We start from the raw sequence: 13,503 nt of genomic DNA, 5'->3' as shown, positions 1-13,503 counted from the left end.
TCCCTGGGCACACTCAAATACTGGAGGCCACCTCGTAGGCGTCCCAGATCGCGTACATGATGTTGGCGGGCTTGCGGGCGTCCCCGATGATGTTGAACGGCAATCCGGTCGCCTCGACGGCGCCACGCAGGTCCTGCTCAGGCAGATAGCCGATGGCGGCGACGACCGAGTCGGCGGGCAGTTCCTTCTCGTGGCCGTTGACCTCGACCATGAGCCCCTTCGGCGTGGTGTGCAGGGCCTTGGCATTAGCCATCACCTCGATCCCATGGAAGGGAACCAGGCGACGCAGCATGTCCTCATTGGCAGCGCACAGCGGGGCATTTCGGGTGAGAATGTCGGGTTCGGCCTCGACGATCGTCACTTCGGCCTCGGCTTCCCGCATCGCCAGAGCCAGCTCGCAACCCGTCAGGCCGCCGCCGATGATGACGATCCTCTTGCCCAGTGAGTCACGATGGAGCAGGGCGTCGGTGGCGTCGACGACCGTGGTGTCATCACCCAGATCGAGTCGACGTGGCGTTGACCCGGTGGCCAGGATGATGTGATCGGCCCCGAAGGACGCGATGAGGTCGGCGGTTGCCGGGGTGTTGAGACGGATCTCCACACCCAGCTCCTCCAGGGTCGTTCGGTACCAGTCGAGCAGGGCCAGGTCGTCCTCCTTGAAGGAGGGTTGGCCACCAGCGAGTACGACACCGCCGATGTGGTCGCTGGCCTCGACGATGACGGCCTCGTGTCCGCGTTCGCTGAGGACTCGCGCTGCCTCCATGCCCGCCAGACCAGCACCGATGATGAGCACCCTCTTGGCGCGGTGCGGCAACACCGGATGCAGATGGGTGTCGGCCTCGCGTCCGGTCTCCGGGTTCACCGAGCAGTTCAGCACGGTGTACTTGCCGATACGACCGATGCAGCCCTCCTGGCAGGAGATGCAGGGACGTACCCGTTCCGAATGGTCGGTCTGCAACTTGATGACGATGTCCGGGTCAGCCAGGGTTGGTCGGGCCAAGGACACCATGTCGACGATCCCGTCGGAGACCGCATTGGCGGCAAGGTCAGGATCGTCCATCCGTCCTGCGACGATGAGCGGGATGTCCGGCAGAGCCTCCTTGAGCTCGGAGGCATAGGGCAGGTAGAGCCCCTTCGCCTGGTACATCGGCGGATGGTTCCAGAACCAGGCGTCGTAACAGCCGACGTCGATGTCGAGGGCTTCGTATCCATAGGAGTGCAGCAGGCGAGCGGCCTCGATGCCCTCAGGCATGTCACGACCGACTTCCTCGAACTCCTCGTCGGGAAGGGCACCGACGTTCCAGTCCTTCATCATGGACTTCGGCGAGAAGCGGATCTGGACCGGGAAGTCGTCCCCGACCGCCTCGTGGATGGTCTCGACGATCTCGCGCGGGAACCGCAGGCGGTTCTCCAGCGATCCGCCGTATTCGTCGGTGCGGTGGTTGAACCTCTCGATGGCGAACTGGTCAATGAGGTAGCCCTCATGGCAGGCATGCACCTGGATCCCGTCGAAGCCAGCTTCATCGGCAACCTTCGCGGCGATCCGGAACTGGGCGACGATCTGGTGGATCTCGTCCTTGGTGATCTCGCGGCAGGTAACCCTCGGATTCCACATGTAGGGGATTTCAGACGGGGCTGCCGGCTTCTCACCGGGACGCAGCACGACAGGCATGATGACTCGTCCGAACCCGGCACCGACCTGCAGGACGATGCGGGAGTCATGGGCGTGAACCCGTTCCGTCATCTCCCGTGACGTCCGCAGGAAGCAGGCAGGAGACAGCGTCGGATTGGGCAGCGTGCCGCTGGGCAGGTGTTCGATCGGGTTCGTCACCTGACAGACGCCGGTGATGATGAGGCCGATACCGCCGGCAGCTCGCCGGACGTAGTAGTCGATTCCTCGTTGGTTCCAGCCGCCCTCAGCGGTGGACATGCCCAGTGGGCCCATCGGGCCCATGGCGTAGCGGTTCTTGACGTGGATGGAGCCGATGGTCGTCGGCTCGAACAGAATTCGATGGATCTCGCTCACAACAACCTCCCCTCGGCCGGCGTCATCGATGACGCACTGAATTGGATGCCGTGTGCATCTCTATTGTATTCGCTGGACGCGAACGCGGTGGCTGAATCCGTTCAGACGCTGCGTTGGGGGCTATGGGTCAGGTCGTGTGAGCCGACGGCTCACACGTCACCCCAGGTCATTGGTGGAGAAGGTGTCGCACTTGGCCGGGTCGCCGGTGTCGAAGCCGCGCTGGGCCCAGTGAACTCGCATCCCCGACGAGCCGTGGGTCCACTTGTCGGGTTGCACGCCGCCACTGTACTGACGCTGGATGTGGTCATCGCCGACGGCTCGAGCAGCCTCGACGACCTTGGCCAGGTCGTCACGGGTGACATTGTCGATGATGTCGTCCTCGTTCTCCGAGGTCCACTTGAGATAGGTGCCGGCATAGCAGTCGGCCTGCAATTCGAGGCGTACTGACGCCGACTTCGGGCCGGTCTGGTTACCCGATGCGTGAGCCTCGGACAATGTCCCCAGCAGGTCCTGGGCGTGATGACCGTATTCGTGGGCCATGATGTAGGCCTCGGCAGCGGTGGAGGACTGAGTACCAAGCTGCTGCAACAGGGTGCCGAGGAAGTTCGTGTCGAGATAGACCATCTTGTCCGGCGGGCAGTAGAAAGGCCCAGTCTGGGCGTCGGCGTGACCACACCCGGTGCGCGCCGAACGGCTGAATGGGGTCGTCTTGGCCTTGGCGTAGCCCTCGATCTGGGTTTCCCAGTACTGGTTGATGCTGGTGGCGTAGGCCGCCCAGCGGCAGTTGGGGTCCCTCTTGACGTCGGCTCCGGTACGGCAGCGTGACACCGCGGTCGTCGAGTTGGCCGGGACGGTTTGTGATTGATCGTTCTGACCGAGCAGATCGCCAGGATTGACGCCCAGCAAAACCGCAATGAGAAGGACGACGACCCCGGCACCTCCTCCGATGGCGACACGCCCACCGCCGCCACCGCCACCGGGGGAGCCGATGGAACCGGGATCAATACCTGCGTCGTCCTTGAAATCCATGACGCCCCGTCTCAGACGGCGAACCAGCAGATGACGCCAGCGATGACCAGCGCGGCTGGAATGATGATGGCCAACAGGTGCCACCACCGTTTCTCCAACCAGATCTGCGTCAGGACGCCAATGATGAGGCCAAGAACGCCCAGGGCAACCACCGAACACCAGTAGGTGACGGGCTCACCACGCTGGCACACGTCGGCGGCCTGGTCGCAGAGGGACCACCACGCGAGATATCCGAAAATCCCCAATCCAAGCACGGCGACGACAACACCGCAGATGACGAGAATCAGGTATCGGCGCCATGAACGGGCGACGTCTTCAAGGTCGTCGTCATCCTCTGGTGCTGCTCGGCGTGGCGTACTCATGCCTGACATTCTGTCAAGATGTGGGGCATGATGTCTCCTTTCGCGCGGGGAAATGAACCCAATGTCGCCCGGAAAGACCCTGGAAAAGGCATTGTCACCCTTCATCACGATCACGCCACGCGGATGGACGCCACTACCCTCTACGAATGCCTGTGGTTGCGCAGCGCCGTGTTCAACGGGGAGCAACAGTGCACTGAGCCGGACCTGGACGGACGAGAACTCGAACCCACCACGGTCCTGGTGTGGGCCGCGGTCGACGGGCATCCGGTTGGAACCCTGCGCATCCTTGACGACGACCACATCGTCATCGGACGAGTCGTCGTCGACGACAACCACCGCGGCCTCCACATTGGCCGGCGCATGATGGATCTGGCCCGTGAACTTGCGCGCGCCATCGACAAGGAGATCACCTTGCACGCTCAGTCGTACCTGGAGAACTGGTACGGCGATTTCGGTTTCGTCGTCACCGGGCCGCACTTCGACGAGGCAGGTATCGATCACGTCCCCATGACCTTGGGACGCTGATTCATCCAGGCTCTCCATTTGGTCCAAGTCGTCAGGACGGGGGAAGATGGGCCGGTGCTGCAGGTCAAGGATGTGGAGGTGCGGGTCGGAGCCAGGCTCCTGCTCAACCCAGTGAGTTTCCAGGTCACCGCTGGGGACAAGATCGGTTTGGTGGGTCGAAACGGTGCCGGCAAGACGACCCTGACCCGCATCCTGGCGGGTGAGGGGCTACCCGCCGCAGGTTCGGTGAGACGTACCGGGGAACTCGGCTACCTGCCTCAGGACCCCCGCGATCCTGACATGGAGACCATTGCCCGAGCACGAATCCTCTCGGCCCGTGGCCTGGACCACATGCTCGAACGGATGCGTACCCTGGAGCACCAGATGGCCAACGGCTCCGACGAGGAGCGGGCGGTCGCGATGGACAAGTACTCCAAGGCGGAGGACCGTCTCATCGCCGCTGGCGGTTACGGAGCCTCTGCCGAGGCTGCTCGGATCGCGTCGAACCTGGGACTTGACGATCGCGTGCTGTCCCAGCCACTCAAGAACCTTTCCGGTGGTCAGCGTCGTCGAGTCGAGCTGGCGCGCATCCTGTTCTCCGGGGCAGACACCCTCCTCCTGGACGAGCCGACCAACCACCTGGACGCCGACTCCATCGTCTGGCTGCGCAGCTTTCTGCAGTCCTACTCGGGCGGGGTCCTCATGATCTCCCACGACACCGGTCTGGTGGAGGCCACCGTCAACAAGGTCTTCCACCTCGACGCCAACCGCGCCACCCTCGACATCTACTCCATGGGGTGGAAGCTCTATCTGGAGCAGCGAGCTGCTGACGAGAAGCGTCGTCACAAGGAGAGGATCAACGCCGAGCGCAAGGCTGCTGCCCTGCAGGTCCAGGCTGACAAGCTGCATGCCAAGGCGACGAAGGCCGTTGCCGCCCAGCAGATGGCCCGGCGCGCCGAGAAGCTGCTTGCCGGGGTAGAGGGAGAGAGAGCTGTCGACAAGGTGGCCGCCATCCGCTTCCCCGACCCGGCCCCCTGTGGCAAGACGCCTCTGACGGCCCGCAACCTCACCAAGACCTACGGTTCCCTGGAGGTCTTCACCGGGGTGGACCTGGCCATTGACCGGGGTTCCCAGGTCGTCGTCCTCGGGCTCAACGGTGCCGGAAAGACAACCCTGCTTCGGATCCTGGCAGGCAAGGAGACCCCCGACACCGGCGAGGTCATCGCCGGGCATGGCCTCAAACTGGGCTATTTTGCTCAGGAGCACGACCTGCTGGACATGGATCGCACTGTGCTGGAGAACATGGCCAGCGCAGCAGCTGATCTCGACGAGACCGAGATGCGCAAGGTGCTGGGCTCCTTCCTCTTCACTGGCGACGACGTCCACAAACCGGCCGGGGTGCTCTCCGGCGGCGAGAAGACCCGTCTTGCCCTGGCCACCCTCGTCGTCTCCTCGGCCAATGTGCTGCTGCTCGACGAGCCGACCAACAATCTTGACCCAGCCAGCCGAGAGCAGGTCCTCGACGCCATCGGCCACTTCGGTGGGGCGATCATTCTCGTCACCCACGACGAGGGAGCCGTCCATGCCCTCGACCCTGATCGGGTGCTCGTGTTGCCCGATGGCACTGAGGACATGTGGAGCGCTGACTACGCCGAGCTCATCAGTCTGGCCTGATATTGCAGTCCTGACGACCATGACATGCCGTAGCATGATGGCGCACAGGACGTTGTCGAGGAGGGCTGATGGTCACACGTGCGCCCAGACTGGTTGGTGAGGCCAGGCAGGCGATGGCCGAGGAATTGGCGGGTCGGTACAACCAAGGTGCGTCGATCCGGTCGTTGGCACGCGAGTCCGGACGGTCCTACGGACTGGTGCAGAAGCTCTTGCGGGAAGCCGGGGTGGAGTTTCGTCCTCGTGGTGGTGCGGACCCGGCGTCGCCTGAGACCAAGGCCGAGCGTGAGACCGTGCAGCAGGAACAGGCAGATGATCAGCCCGACGTCGAGGCCCTCCGGCTGGCCGTCGAGACCGCAGTGGCCCGTGCGGAGAAGGCCGACCGCAAGGCACGCAAGGCTGAGAAGGCATTGCGCAAGTTGCGTCGCAAGGGAGCCGGGAAGTCCCGCCGCAAGGAGGCCAAGGCGACCCTCAACAAGCATCGTGCCAAGGCTGAGAAGGCCGACCGCAAGGTGCGCAAGGCTCGTCGTCGCCTCGACGAGGTCGAACACGCAGCAGAGCCTCGTCAGTTCTGAGGGTCGTACGCGTCCGTGATCAGCGCGGGACCAGGGTGGTGATCTCCACCGCTGAGGTGACTTCCACCGCATCCACATGAACGTCCTGGACGTGGTGGGCGCTGGGCCCCATCGCGACGACGTCTGAGGCCGTCGGCCCGTCGAGGCCGACGACGGTGCTAATGTCCTCATGTCCGGCAGCTTCGAACTGTGATTCCAGACCGGCCACGAGTTCGTCATGCTTGTGGGGTTGAATACCGATCATCCCGGTTGTCTCGCGCAACTGGTGCAGATGCTCGGGCAGGGGAGTGACGACGACGAGGAGGCCGTCGGGACGCAGTATGCGCTTGAACTCATCGCGGTTGCGCGGCGCGAAAACGCACAACACGGCGTCCATGCACCCGGTGCGGATCGGTAGACCGGCCCAGGTGTCGGCGACGACAGCTGCCATCCGAGGATGGGTTCTCGCTGCCTTGCGAATGGCTGCTGATGAGACATCGGTGGCCAGACCGTAGGCAGTTGCGTGACCTTCGAGGACCTGTGCCAGATGATGTCCCGTTCCAGCCCCGACCTCGACGATGCTCCCGCGGTCGGCGAGGATCTCGGTGAGACGACCGTCGAGGTCGTGGAAGAGACCGGCGTCAAGTACCCGCTGACGTGACGTGACCATCGCGGGGGTGTCAGCGTTCGCTCCGGCCGGGGAGGTCATCATCGTCACATGGCCCTGTTTGGCGATGTCGAGACAATGGCCTTCCTCGCAGCGCAGGGACCTCCCATTGAGGTTCAGGGGTCTTTCGTGGCCACGGCGTTGACAGGTCGGGCACACCAGCCACGGCAGGGCCAGGGACAAGGTCGGCGTCACTTGGTGGCCGTCCTCGTCTCAGTGGTCCCGGACTCCTGGGGCGCTGCGATGGTGCCTTCGTCGTCGATGGTCGCAGTATGCGCCGAGATCCGGTTGGCCTTGGCCCGGCGCTTCTGACGATCCTTGACATCACCTCGGATGAGCACGAAGAGACCGATCACCGCGATGGCGGTGAAGCAGAACCATTGGATGGCATAGGACAGGTGCGGGCCATCATCGAGTTCTGGAAGTTCCATGGGAACCAGACTCCTCTGGGCCGGGACCATCGAGGTGGCCGTGATGTAACCGTTGACGTAGGTGATCCCCTGCGTCTTGCCGATGGCGTTGGAGTTGATGAGCCTGACCTTGCCCTGTACCGGGTCGGTGGCGGTGGGCTTGCCGTGTTCATTGCCCTTGACCCGCCCGGTGATCGTCACGGTTCCAGAAGGCGCTGGCGGCAAGGCCTGATTGTCACCGGTGGCGGAGGATCGCTTGAGGAAGCCGCGATCGATGAGAACGCGCTGACCATCCTTGGTGACGATGGGGGTGACGACCTCGGACCCTTCATCATCGCCATTGCTGCGATAACGCACCTGAAGCTCGTGAGCCGTGTCGAAGGTGCCGGTGATGGTGGCCGGGCGCCACTGTTCCTGCGCGGTCACCGGGTGCTCACCCATGAGGGTCGACCACTCGACCGGTCGCTTGTTCTCGTTGGTACGGATGATCTCATTGGCCTCGCGGCGGCCCGACAGCCGGTGCAGCTGCCATTCGCCGAGGCGTACCATGACCAGGCCCAGCGCAATGACCAGGAGGGTCAGGGCCACCCATCGAACCCACAGCTTCTTCACGTCCTCGAGCCTAGTTGGTCCTGCCACGTTGGCTGCTGGCAGGCCTCAGGCGTCCGATCCATGCCCAGGATTCAGTTCTCGTCGACCTCTCCATGGATCGTCACTGCCGGGTTCAGCTCCCCGCGATTTTCCTCAGCGTGCTGGGAGGGCAAGGTGTCAGTGGTGCGTCGGTCCGCCGCATTGCCGAGGACGACAGCGATGGCAGGGATGACGGCAGCCCCCAGCAGGAAGGTCCACCGCCAGGGACTGGGGGTGATGACGAGCCCGATGAAGCACAAGGTTCGCACCAGCATTGACCACAGATAGCGACGCTGACGCATCTCCAGATCATCGCTGGCAGATCTCTTCGCGGACGTGATGGAGTGCCGGGAGTTATGGTGCCCCCTGTGCCACCGAACACGTGCAGCGTCACTCACCCGTCCAGCCTAAGTCTGCGACGCCAATCAGGTCGAACCGTCCGAGCTCTTGGTGGTGGCCTGCGATAGGTTCATTCCATGAGTCCAGACACCTCGGGCCGCGTTGCCCTCGTCACAGGTGGATCGCGCGGTATCGGTGCTGCGATCGCCGCAGATCTGCACGCACAGGGATACCGAGTGGCTGCCACGAGTCGCTCGGCCACCGCACCTGAGGGGGTGATGCCGGTCGCCTGCGATGTCACCGACGCAGACTCCGTCGACGCAGCATTCAGCCAGGTGGAGAAGGAGTTCGGCCCGGTCGAGGTGCTCGTCGCCAACGCAGGCATCACTCGGGACGGACTCCTCGCCCGTATGAAGGAGGAGGACTTCACCGACGTTCTCGACACCAACCTCACGGGTGCCTACCGCGTCATTCGTCGCGCTGCCAGGGCGATGACTCGCTCCCGGTTCGGACGCATCGTCCTGACCTCCTCGGTGGTCGGCCTGCTCGGTTCGCCTGGCCAGGTCAACTATGCCGCGTCGAAGGCCGGCATGGTCGGTATCGCCCGGTCCGTGACCCGCGAGCTCGGTTCCCGTGGCATCACCTGCAACCTCGTCGCTCCCGGTTTCATCTCCACCGAGATGACTGACGAACTGCCCGAGAAGGTCGTCGAGGACTACCTGGAGCGCATCCCGGCCAAGCGGTTGGGAACGGTTGACGATGTCGTCGCCGCTGTCCGGTTCCTCGTCTCCGACCCCGCCGGGTACATCTCCGGTGCCGTGATCCCCGTCGACGGCGGGCTCGGCATGGGCCACTGACACCACGTACATCCATCCCCATCGACTGGAAGGACATCACCATGGGGCTTCTTGAAGGACGCACCATCCTCGTCACCGGCGTGACGATGCACACCTCGATTGCGTTCAAGGTGGCTCAGATCGCCCAGGAGCAGGGTGCACGGGTCATCGTCTCCAACCTGCCTCGGGCGGTCGGGGTCACCCGTCGCGCAGTGCGCAAGCTCGATCCGGTGCCGGAGGTGCTGGAGCTTGACGTCACCGACGACGACCAGCTTGCCGCCCTGCCCCAGCAACTGCGCGGCCTCGGGGTGGAGAAGCTCGACGGCGTCGTCCACGCCATCGCCTTCGCCAACCCGAAGACGGCCCTGGGCGGCAAGTTCCTCGAGACCGAGTGGGAGGACGTCTCGGTGGCGGTGCACACCTCCACCTACTCCTACGTCTCCCTCATCACCGCCCTCGACGGGATGCTCGCCGAGCATGCCTCCGTCGTCGGTCTGACCTTCGACGCCACCGTTTCCTGGCCCTTCTACGACTGGATGGGAGTTGCCAAGGCTGGGCTGGAGTCGGCCAACCGTTATCTGGCCCGCTACATGGGTCCCAAGGGAGTTCGCTGCAACCTCGTCTCGGCCGGCCCGTTGGACACCATGGCCAAGACAGCCATTCCCGGCGCCGACGCCTTCAACGACCTGTGGGGAGAGCGTGCCCCGCTCGGCTGGGACACCAAGGACACCACTCCTGCCGCCAAGGGGATCGTTGCCCTGCTGTCCGACTGGTTCCCCGCCACCACCGGCGAGATGATCCACGTCGACGGAGGCATGGGTTCGACCGGAGCCTGATCAGGTCAGCGGCCACGAGGTGGCTGCTGTGATCGCTTGGGAGGCGGCGTTGCGCAACTGGCGCAGCGCCGCCTCCCGCGTGTGTGCGCTGTGGGCCGTGATCAGCTGGTGGGCAGAGGCGAGTCCGGCGTCACAGGCGGTCAACACGGTCCACGCCGAGTCGAGGAGCCTTTGGTCGGAGGGGCGGTGACCGGTCAGATGAGGGGCAATGGCCTCAGGGCGTTCCCCGGCGACCATGCCCAGATCACTGAGCCGGGATGCCGTGGCCGTCATCGCCGAACGAAGCAGGGGAGCCGCATCGGCGGGAGTTAACGGGGGCAGCGGAGCTACTGCTCGGGCGATAGTCCACTGCATGGCAGAACCGACAGGCTGGGGGATCCACGCCGTACCGGCGGGCACGGCAGCCGAGCCTTGATGACAGATGATGACAGCCCCGGCGTCGAGAGCCGCGTGGTTGACCCGAGCTGGACCGCGCAGACCGGCGAGCTGGCCGGGGGCGGGCAGTAGGAGGCCCCAGAACACCGGGGAGTCGTGGGGGGCGTGGGAGATCCGGGCCAGGGCCATCCGTATCGGGACCGAGGACAGCGGATCGTGCTCGGACAGGCCGAGGACTTCCTCAGGATCATGAACGTGGTGGGCCGCCACCATCTCCAACAGCTCCGCCTCGGCATGGGGAGCGGTCGTGCGACCGGCACACAGTTCGTTGAGCAGACAGGTGAGACGGCAGCAGATCTCGAGCACCTGCCCAGATTAGACGCCTGAGATGACATCGAAGGCCACAGTTCGCGGCGACACCACGCCAACCTCGTCGCGCCAGCCAGTGAATGTCGCCGACACAAGGTAAGTTCATACGCATGAGTGCAGTGGCGCAGTTGGCAGGCGTGGGAGTCCGACGCGGGGAGCGATGGATCCTCGACAATGTCGACCTCGACGTCGAAGAAGGCCAGCGTTGGGTGATGGTTGGCCCCAATGGGGCGGGAAAGACGACCCTTCTGCAGGTCTTGGGAGCTGAGCTTCACCCCACTGAGGGATTGGTCGAAATCCTCGATGAGATCCTCGGAGCCGTCGATGTCTTTGAGCTGCGCCCACGTATCGGCATGGCCTCCTCGGCCCTGGCACACCGCATCCCGGCCCAGGAGAAGGTCGGGAACATCGTCGTCTCGGCTGCCTGGGCTGTCGTCGGACGCTGGCGTGAAGCCTATGACGAGCAGGATGTCACCCGCGCCGATGAGTTGCTGGAGCGTATGGGTCTGGTCGGCATGGTTGATCGCACCTGGGGCACCCTCAGCGAGGGGGAGCGCAAGCGGGTCGAAATTGCCCGAGCACTCATGACTGATCCTGAGCTGCTGCTCCTGGACGAGCCCGCGGCGGGCCTCGATCTCGCCGGTCGTGAGCAGTTGGTTGACGTGCTCTCGTCCGTCTTCACCGATCCTGATGCTCCTGCCTCAGTGCTCGTCACCCATCACCTGGAGGAGATCCCGGCTGGCGTCACCCATGCCCTGATCATGGCTGACGGCCGCATCGTGGCTGCTGGGCCAGTTGAGACGACCCTGACCTCCGAGGTTCTCTCGGGTGCCTTCGGAATGCCGCTGACCGTCAGCCATGTTGATGGCCGATGGAACGCTCGCGCCGCGCACTGATATCTGACGACGGGAGAACGCCGTGATGGAGCCCTTCGAGGACTGGCCGTGGCTGGTCTGGCTGGTCGGCTCGGCGGTGCTGGCCTGCACTGAGATGCTCACCGGTGATTTCACCCTGCTCATGCTGGCTGGTGGAGCGGCTGCTGGTGCCCTCACAGCTTTCTTCCTGCCGGGGATGATTCTGGTCCAGGCGATCGTGGCCGTGGCCGTTGCCATCCTCATGCTGGCGGTGCTGCGTCCCACCCTGTTGCGACGGGTGCGAGAGGCTCCTGGATACCGTTCGTCCTTGGACAAGTTGGTTGGCTCCAACGGCGTCGCGACCAGTGAGATCACCGATGGGCACGGACAAGTCAAGGTTGACGGCGAGGAGTGGTCGGCTCGGTCGGTCGAGCCCGGCATGACAATTGCCTCAGGCGAGAAGGTTGAGGTCTTCGAAGTGGACGGGACAACCCTCGTCGTATATCCAGTTTTCAAGAGCCTCGGTCCGTGATCTGGAGATTTGCCCCTGATCTGGGATGATGTAGGCGGTGCCGGGTTGTGACCGGCACGGTCCAAGATCCCTTGCAGGAGTTTCCATGCCCCAGTTCATCGTGGTTCTGGTGATCATTGCGCTGCTCGTCGCCTTCCTGGCCTCGAGCATCAAGATCATCCACCAGCAGAAGATTGGCTTGGTCGAGCGGCTCGGAAAGTTCAACCGACGACTCACCCCCGGCCCCCACCTGGTCATCCCCATCATCGATCGCGTGCAGTACAACCTCGACATGCGTGAGCAGGTCGTCCCCTTCCCGCCGCAGGGAGTCATCACCGAGGACAACCTGATGGTGAACATCGACTCGGTCATCTACTTCCAGATCGTTGACCCCGAGCGCGCCGCTTACGAGGCCCAGTCCTACAAGACGGCCATCGAGCAGCTCACCATGACGACGCTGCGAAACATCATCGGTGGCATGGACATGGAGGCCGCTCTCACCAGCCGCGAGGAGATCAACCAGAAGCTTCGGTCGGTCCTCGATGAGGCCACCGGAAAGTGGGGTATCAAGGTCAATCGCGTGGAGTTGCGAGCTATCGAGCCGCCGCCTACCATCCGCGACGCGATGGAGAAGGGCGCGCGGGCCGAGCGTGACAAGCGGGCCGCCATTCTGTTGGCGGAAGGTCAGCGTCAGTCTCAGATCCTGTCGGCCGGTGGTGACCGGGAGTCCGCCATCTTGCGTGCCCAGGGTGATCGCGAGGCTGCCGTGCTGCGAGCCCAGGCCGACCGTCAGGCCCAGATGCTGCGGGCCGAGGGCGAGGCCCAGGCCATCACGACGGTGTTCAATGCCATCCATGCCGGTCAGCCCGACCAAGGCCTGTTGGCCTACCAGTACATGCAGATGCTGCCGACCCTGGCTCGCGGTGACTCCAACAAGGTCTGGGTCGTACCGTCCGAGCTCAATGACGCCCTCAAGGGGCTGGGATCGATGGCTGGCGGTGCACCTCAGGGGTCCGACGAGGGTGGATTCTCGGTCGCCGATCCGAGCCGGTTCACCGCGCCGGAGAAGGTTGACGTCTTCGCCGAGATCGAGGCTCAGAAGGCTGAGGAGAAGGAGGCTTCCGAGGCCACCGTCCAACAGGCCATTCAGGAAGCTGCCAAGCTGGAGAATCCGGGGCTGTCAGGCAAACGTCACAAGGAGCCGAGCCAGGTTCCTGGCGCCTCGGCCCTTGCCCAGGTTGAAGCTCAGTCCGAGTCGACTGCTGCTGATCAGGGGCGACAAGGAGTTCCTGGAGACCAGGTTGATCAACCGGCCAACACCCAGTACGTCGGTGATCAGCACTTTGGAGGGCAGCGGCCTTCACAGGATCAGTGAGGTAGTTGGGCCGGGGCCATGATGGCCTCGGCCTCTCTGCTATCAACGGACGGGGCGCCGATACGCGGCACGCTACGACGATGGGGGCCATTGACACTGTGCATGTTTTCTTGCATGATTATCGTGCAAGAAAACATGCACAGTTGTCGTATCCG

Annotated in this window: 15 protein-coding genes; 8 read left to right on the top strand and 7 right to left on the bottom strand. The window is 64.0% G+C overall.

Annotated elements, in window-relative coordinates; translation table 11 throughout:
* Positions 1-13 precede the first annotated feature (13 nt).
* From ACP8ML_RS08040 to ACP8ML_RS08030, 3 genes are all read right to left on the bottom strand, one after another.
* Entirely contained in the window at positions 14-2,026 is a 2,013-nt protein-coding gene (locus ACP8ML_RS08040; RefSeq protein ID WP_171048535.1) for an oxidoreductase, read from the bottom strand.
* Positions 2,027-2,182: 156 nt separating this feature from the next.
* A complete protein-coding gene (gene ypfJ / locus ACP8ML_RS08035; RefSeq protein WP_117188567.1) occupies positions 2,183-3,055 on the bottom strand; it encodes a KPN_02809 family neutral zinc metallopeptidase in 873 nt (290 codons plus the stop codon).
* Between the two features lie 11 nt (positions 3,056-3,066).
* Positions 3,067-3,426, bottom strand: a complete 360-nt coding sequence (locus ACP8ML_RS08030) for a hypothetical protein (protein ID WP_036975351.1) — start codon at positions 3,424-3,426, stop codon at positions 3,067-3,069.
* Positions 3,427-3,444: 18 nt separating this feature from the next.
* On the opposite strand from ACP8ML_RS08030, the gene ACP8ML_RS08025 reads away from it, so the two are divergent.
* The 3 genes from ACP8ML_RS08025 (at position 3,445) to ACP8ML_RS08015 (ending at position 6,167) form a co-directional block, all read left to right on the top strand.
* Positions 3,445-3,942, top strand: a complete 498-nt coding sequence (locus ACP8ML_RS08025; protein WP_171048534.1) for a GNAT family N-acetyltransferase — start codon at positions 3,445-3,447, stop codon at positions 3,940-3,942.
* Positions 3,943-3,996: 54 nt separating this feature from the next.
* Positions 3,997-5,595 carry an ABC-F family ATP-binding cassette domain-containing protein gene (locus ACP8ML_RS08020; RefSeq protein ID WP_016665770.1) on the top strand — a complete coding sequence of 533 codons (1,599 nt, stop codon included), beginning with the start codon at positions 3,997-3,999 and terminating at the stop codon, positions 5,593-5,595.
* 68 nt (positions 5,596-5,663) lie between these two features.
* Positions 5,664-6,167, top strand: a complete 504-nt coding sequence (locus ACP8ML_RS08015) for a helix-turn-helix domain-containing protein (protein ID WP_016665769.1) — start codon at positions 5,664-5,666, stop codon at positions 6,165-6,167.
* 19 nt (positions 6,168-6,186) lie between these two features.
* Here ACP8ML_RS08015 and ACP8ML_RS08010 read toward each other — a convergent pair whose 3' ends face one another.
* From ACP8ML_RS08010 to ACP8ML_RS08000, 3 genes are all read right to left on the bottom strand, one after another.
* A complete protein-coding gene (locus ACP8ML_RS08010; protein WP_346723500.1) occupies positions 6,187-7,008 on the bottom strand; it encodes a methyltransferase domain-containing protein in 822 nt (273 codons plus the stop codon).
* Positions 7,005-7,835, bottom strand: coding sequence for an SURF1 family cytochrome oxidase biogenesis protein (locus ACP8ML_RS08005; protein ID WP_117188563.1), 831 nt, complete (start codon positions 7,833-7,835; stop codon positions 7,005-7,007). The genes ACP8ML_RS08010 and ACP8ML_RS08005 overlap by 4 nt, the downstream gene beginning before the upstream one ends.
* Before the next feature lie 71 nt (positions 7,836-7,906).
* A complete protein-coding gene (locus ACP8ML_RS08000; protein WP_306453171.1) occupies positions 7,907-8,194 on the bottom strand; it encodes a DUF3099 domain-containing protein in 288 nt (95 codons plus the stop codon).
* Between the two features lie 135 nt (positions 8,195-8,329).
* Between ACP8ML_RS08000 and ACP8ML_RS07995 the strand changes: the two genes are divergently transcribed.
* Both ACP8ML_RS07995 and fabI read left to right on the top strand, forming a co-directional pair.
* A complete protein-coding gene (locus ACP8ML_RS07995; protein WP_016665764.1) occupies positions 8,330-9,049 on the top strand; it encodes a beta-ketoacyl-ACP reductase in 720 nt (239 codons plus the stop codon).
* A gap of 41 nt (positions 9,050-9,090) precedes the next feature.
* Positions 9,091-9,864, top strand: coding sequence for an enoyl-ACP reductase FabI (gene fabI / locus ACP8ML_RS07990; protein WP_016665763.1), 774 nt, complete (start codon positions 9,091-9,093; stop codon positions 9,862-9,864).
* Here fabI and ACP8ML_RS07985 read toward each other — a convergent pair whose 3' ends face one another.
* Positions 9,865-10,605: a hypothetical protein gene (locus ACP8ML_RS07985; protein ID WP_069102703.1), complete on the bottom strand. Its 741-nt coding sequence runs from the start codon at positions 10,603-10,605 to the stop codon at positions 9,865-9,867.
* Positions 10,606-10,718: 113 nt separating this feature from the next.
* On the opposite strand from ACP8ML_RS07985, the gene ACP8ML_RS07980 reads away from it, so the two are divergent.
* The 3 genes from ACP8ML_RS07980 to ACP8ML_RS07970 all read left to right on the top strand — a co-directional run bounded on the left by ACP8ML_RS07980 (position 10,719) and on the right by ACP8ML_RS07970 (position 13,348).
* Positions 10,719-11,504 carry an ABC transporter ATP-binding protein gene (locus tag ACP8ML_RS07980; protein WP_036979508.1) on the top strand — a complete coding sequence of 262 codons (786 nt, stop codon included), beginning with the start codon at positions 10,719-10,721 and terminating at the stop codon, positions 11,502-11,504.
* 25 nt (positions 11,505-11,529) lie between these two features.
* Positions 11,530-11,994 carry an NfeD family protein gene (locus ACP8ML_RS07975; protein ID WP_004808721.1) on the top strand — a complete coding sequence of 155 codons (465 nt, stop codon included), beginning with the start codon at positions 11,530-11,532 and terminating at the stop codon, positions 11,992-11,994.
* An 85-nt stretch (positions 11,995-12,079) separates the two neighbouring features.
* Entirely contained in the window at positions 12,080-13,348 is a 1,269-nt protein-coding gene (locus ACP8ML_RS07970; protein WP_004808720.1) for an SPFH domain-containing protein, read from the top strand.
* The last annotated feature ends 155 nt before the right edge of the window (positions 13,349-13,503 follow it).

The sequence above is a fragment of the Cutibacterium sp. LaCa_255 genome (assembly GCF_057458005.1).
This window is presented reverse-complemented; position numbering and strand designations above follow the sequence as displayed.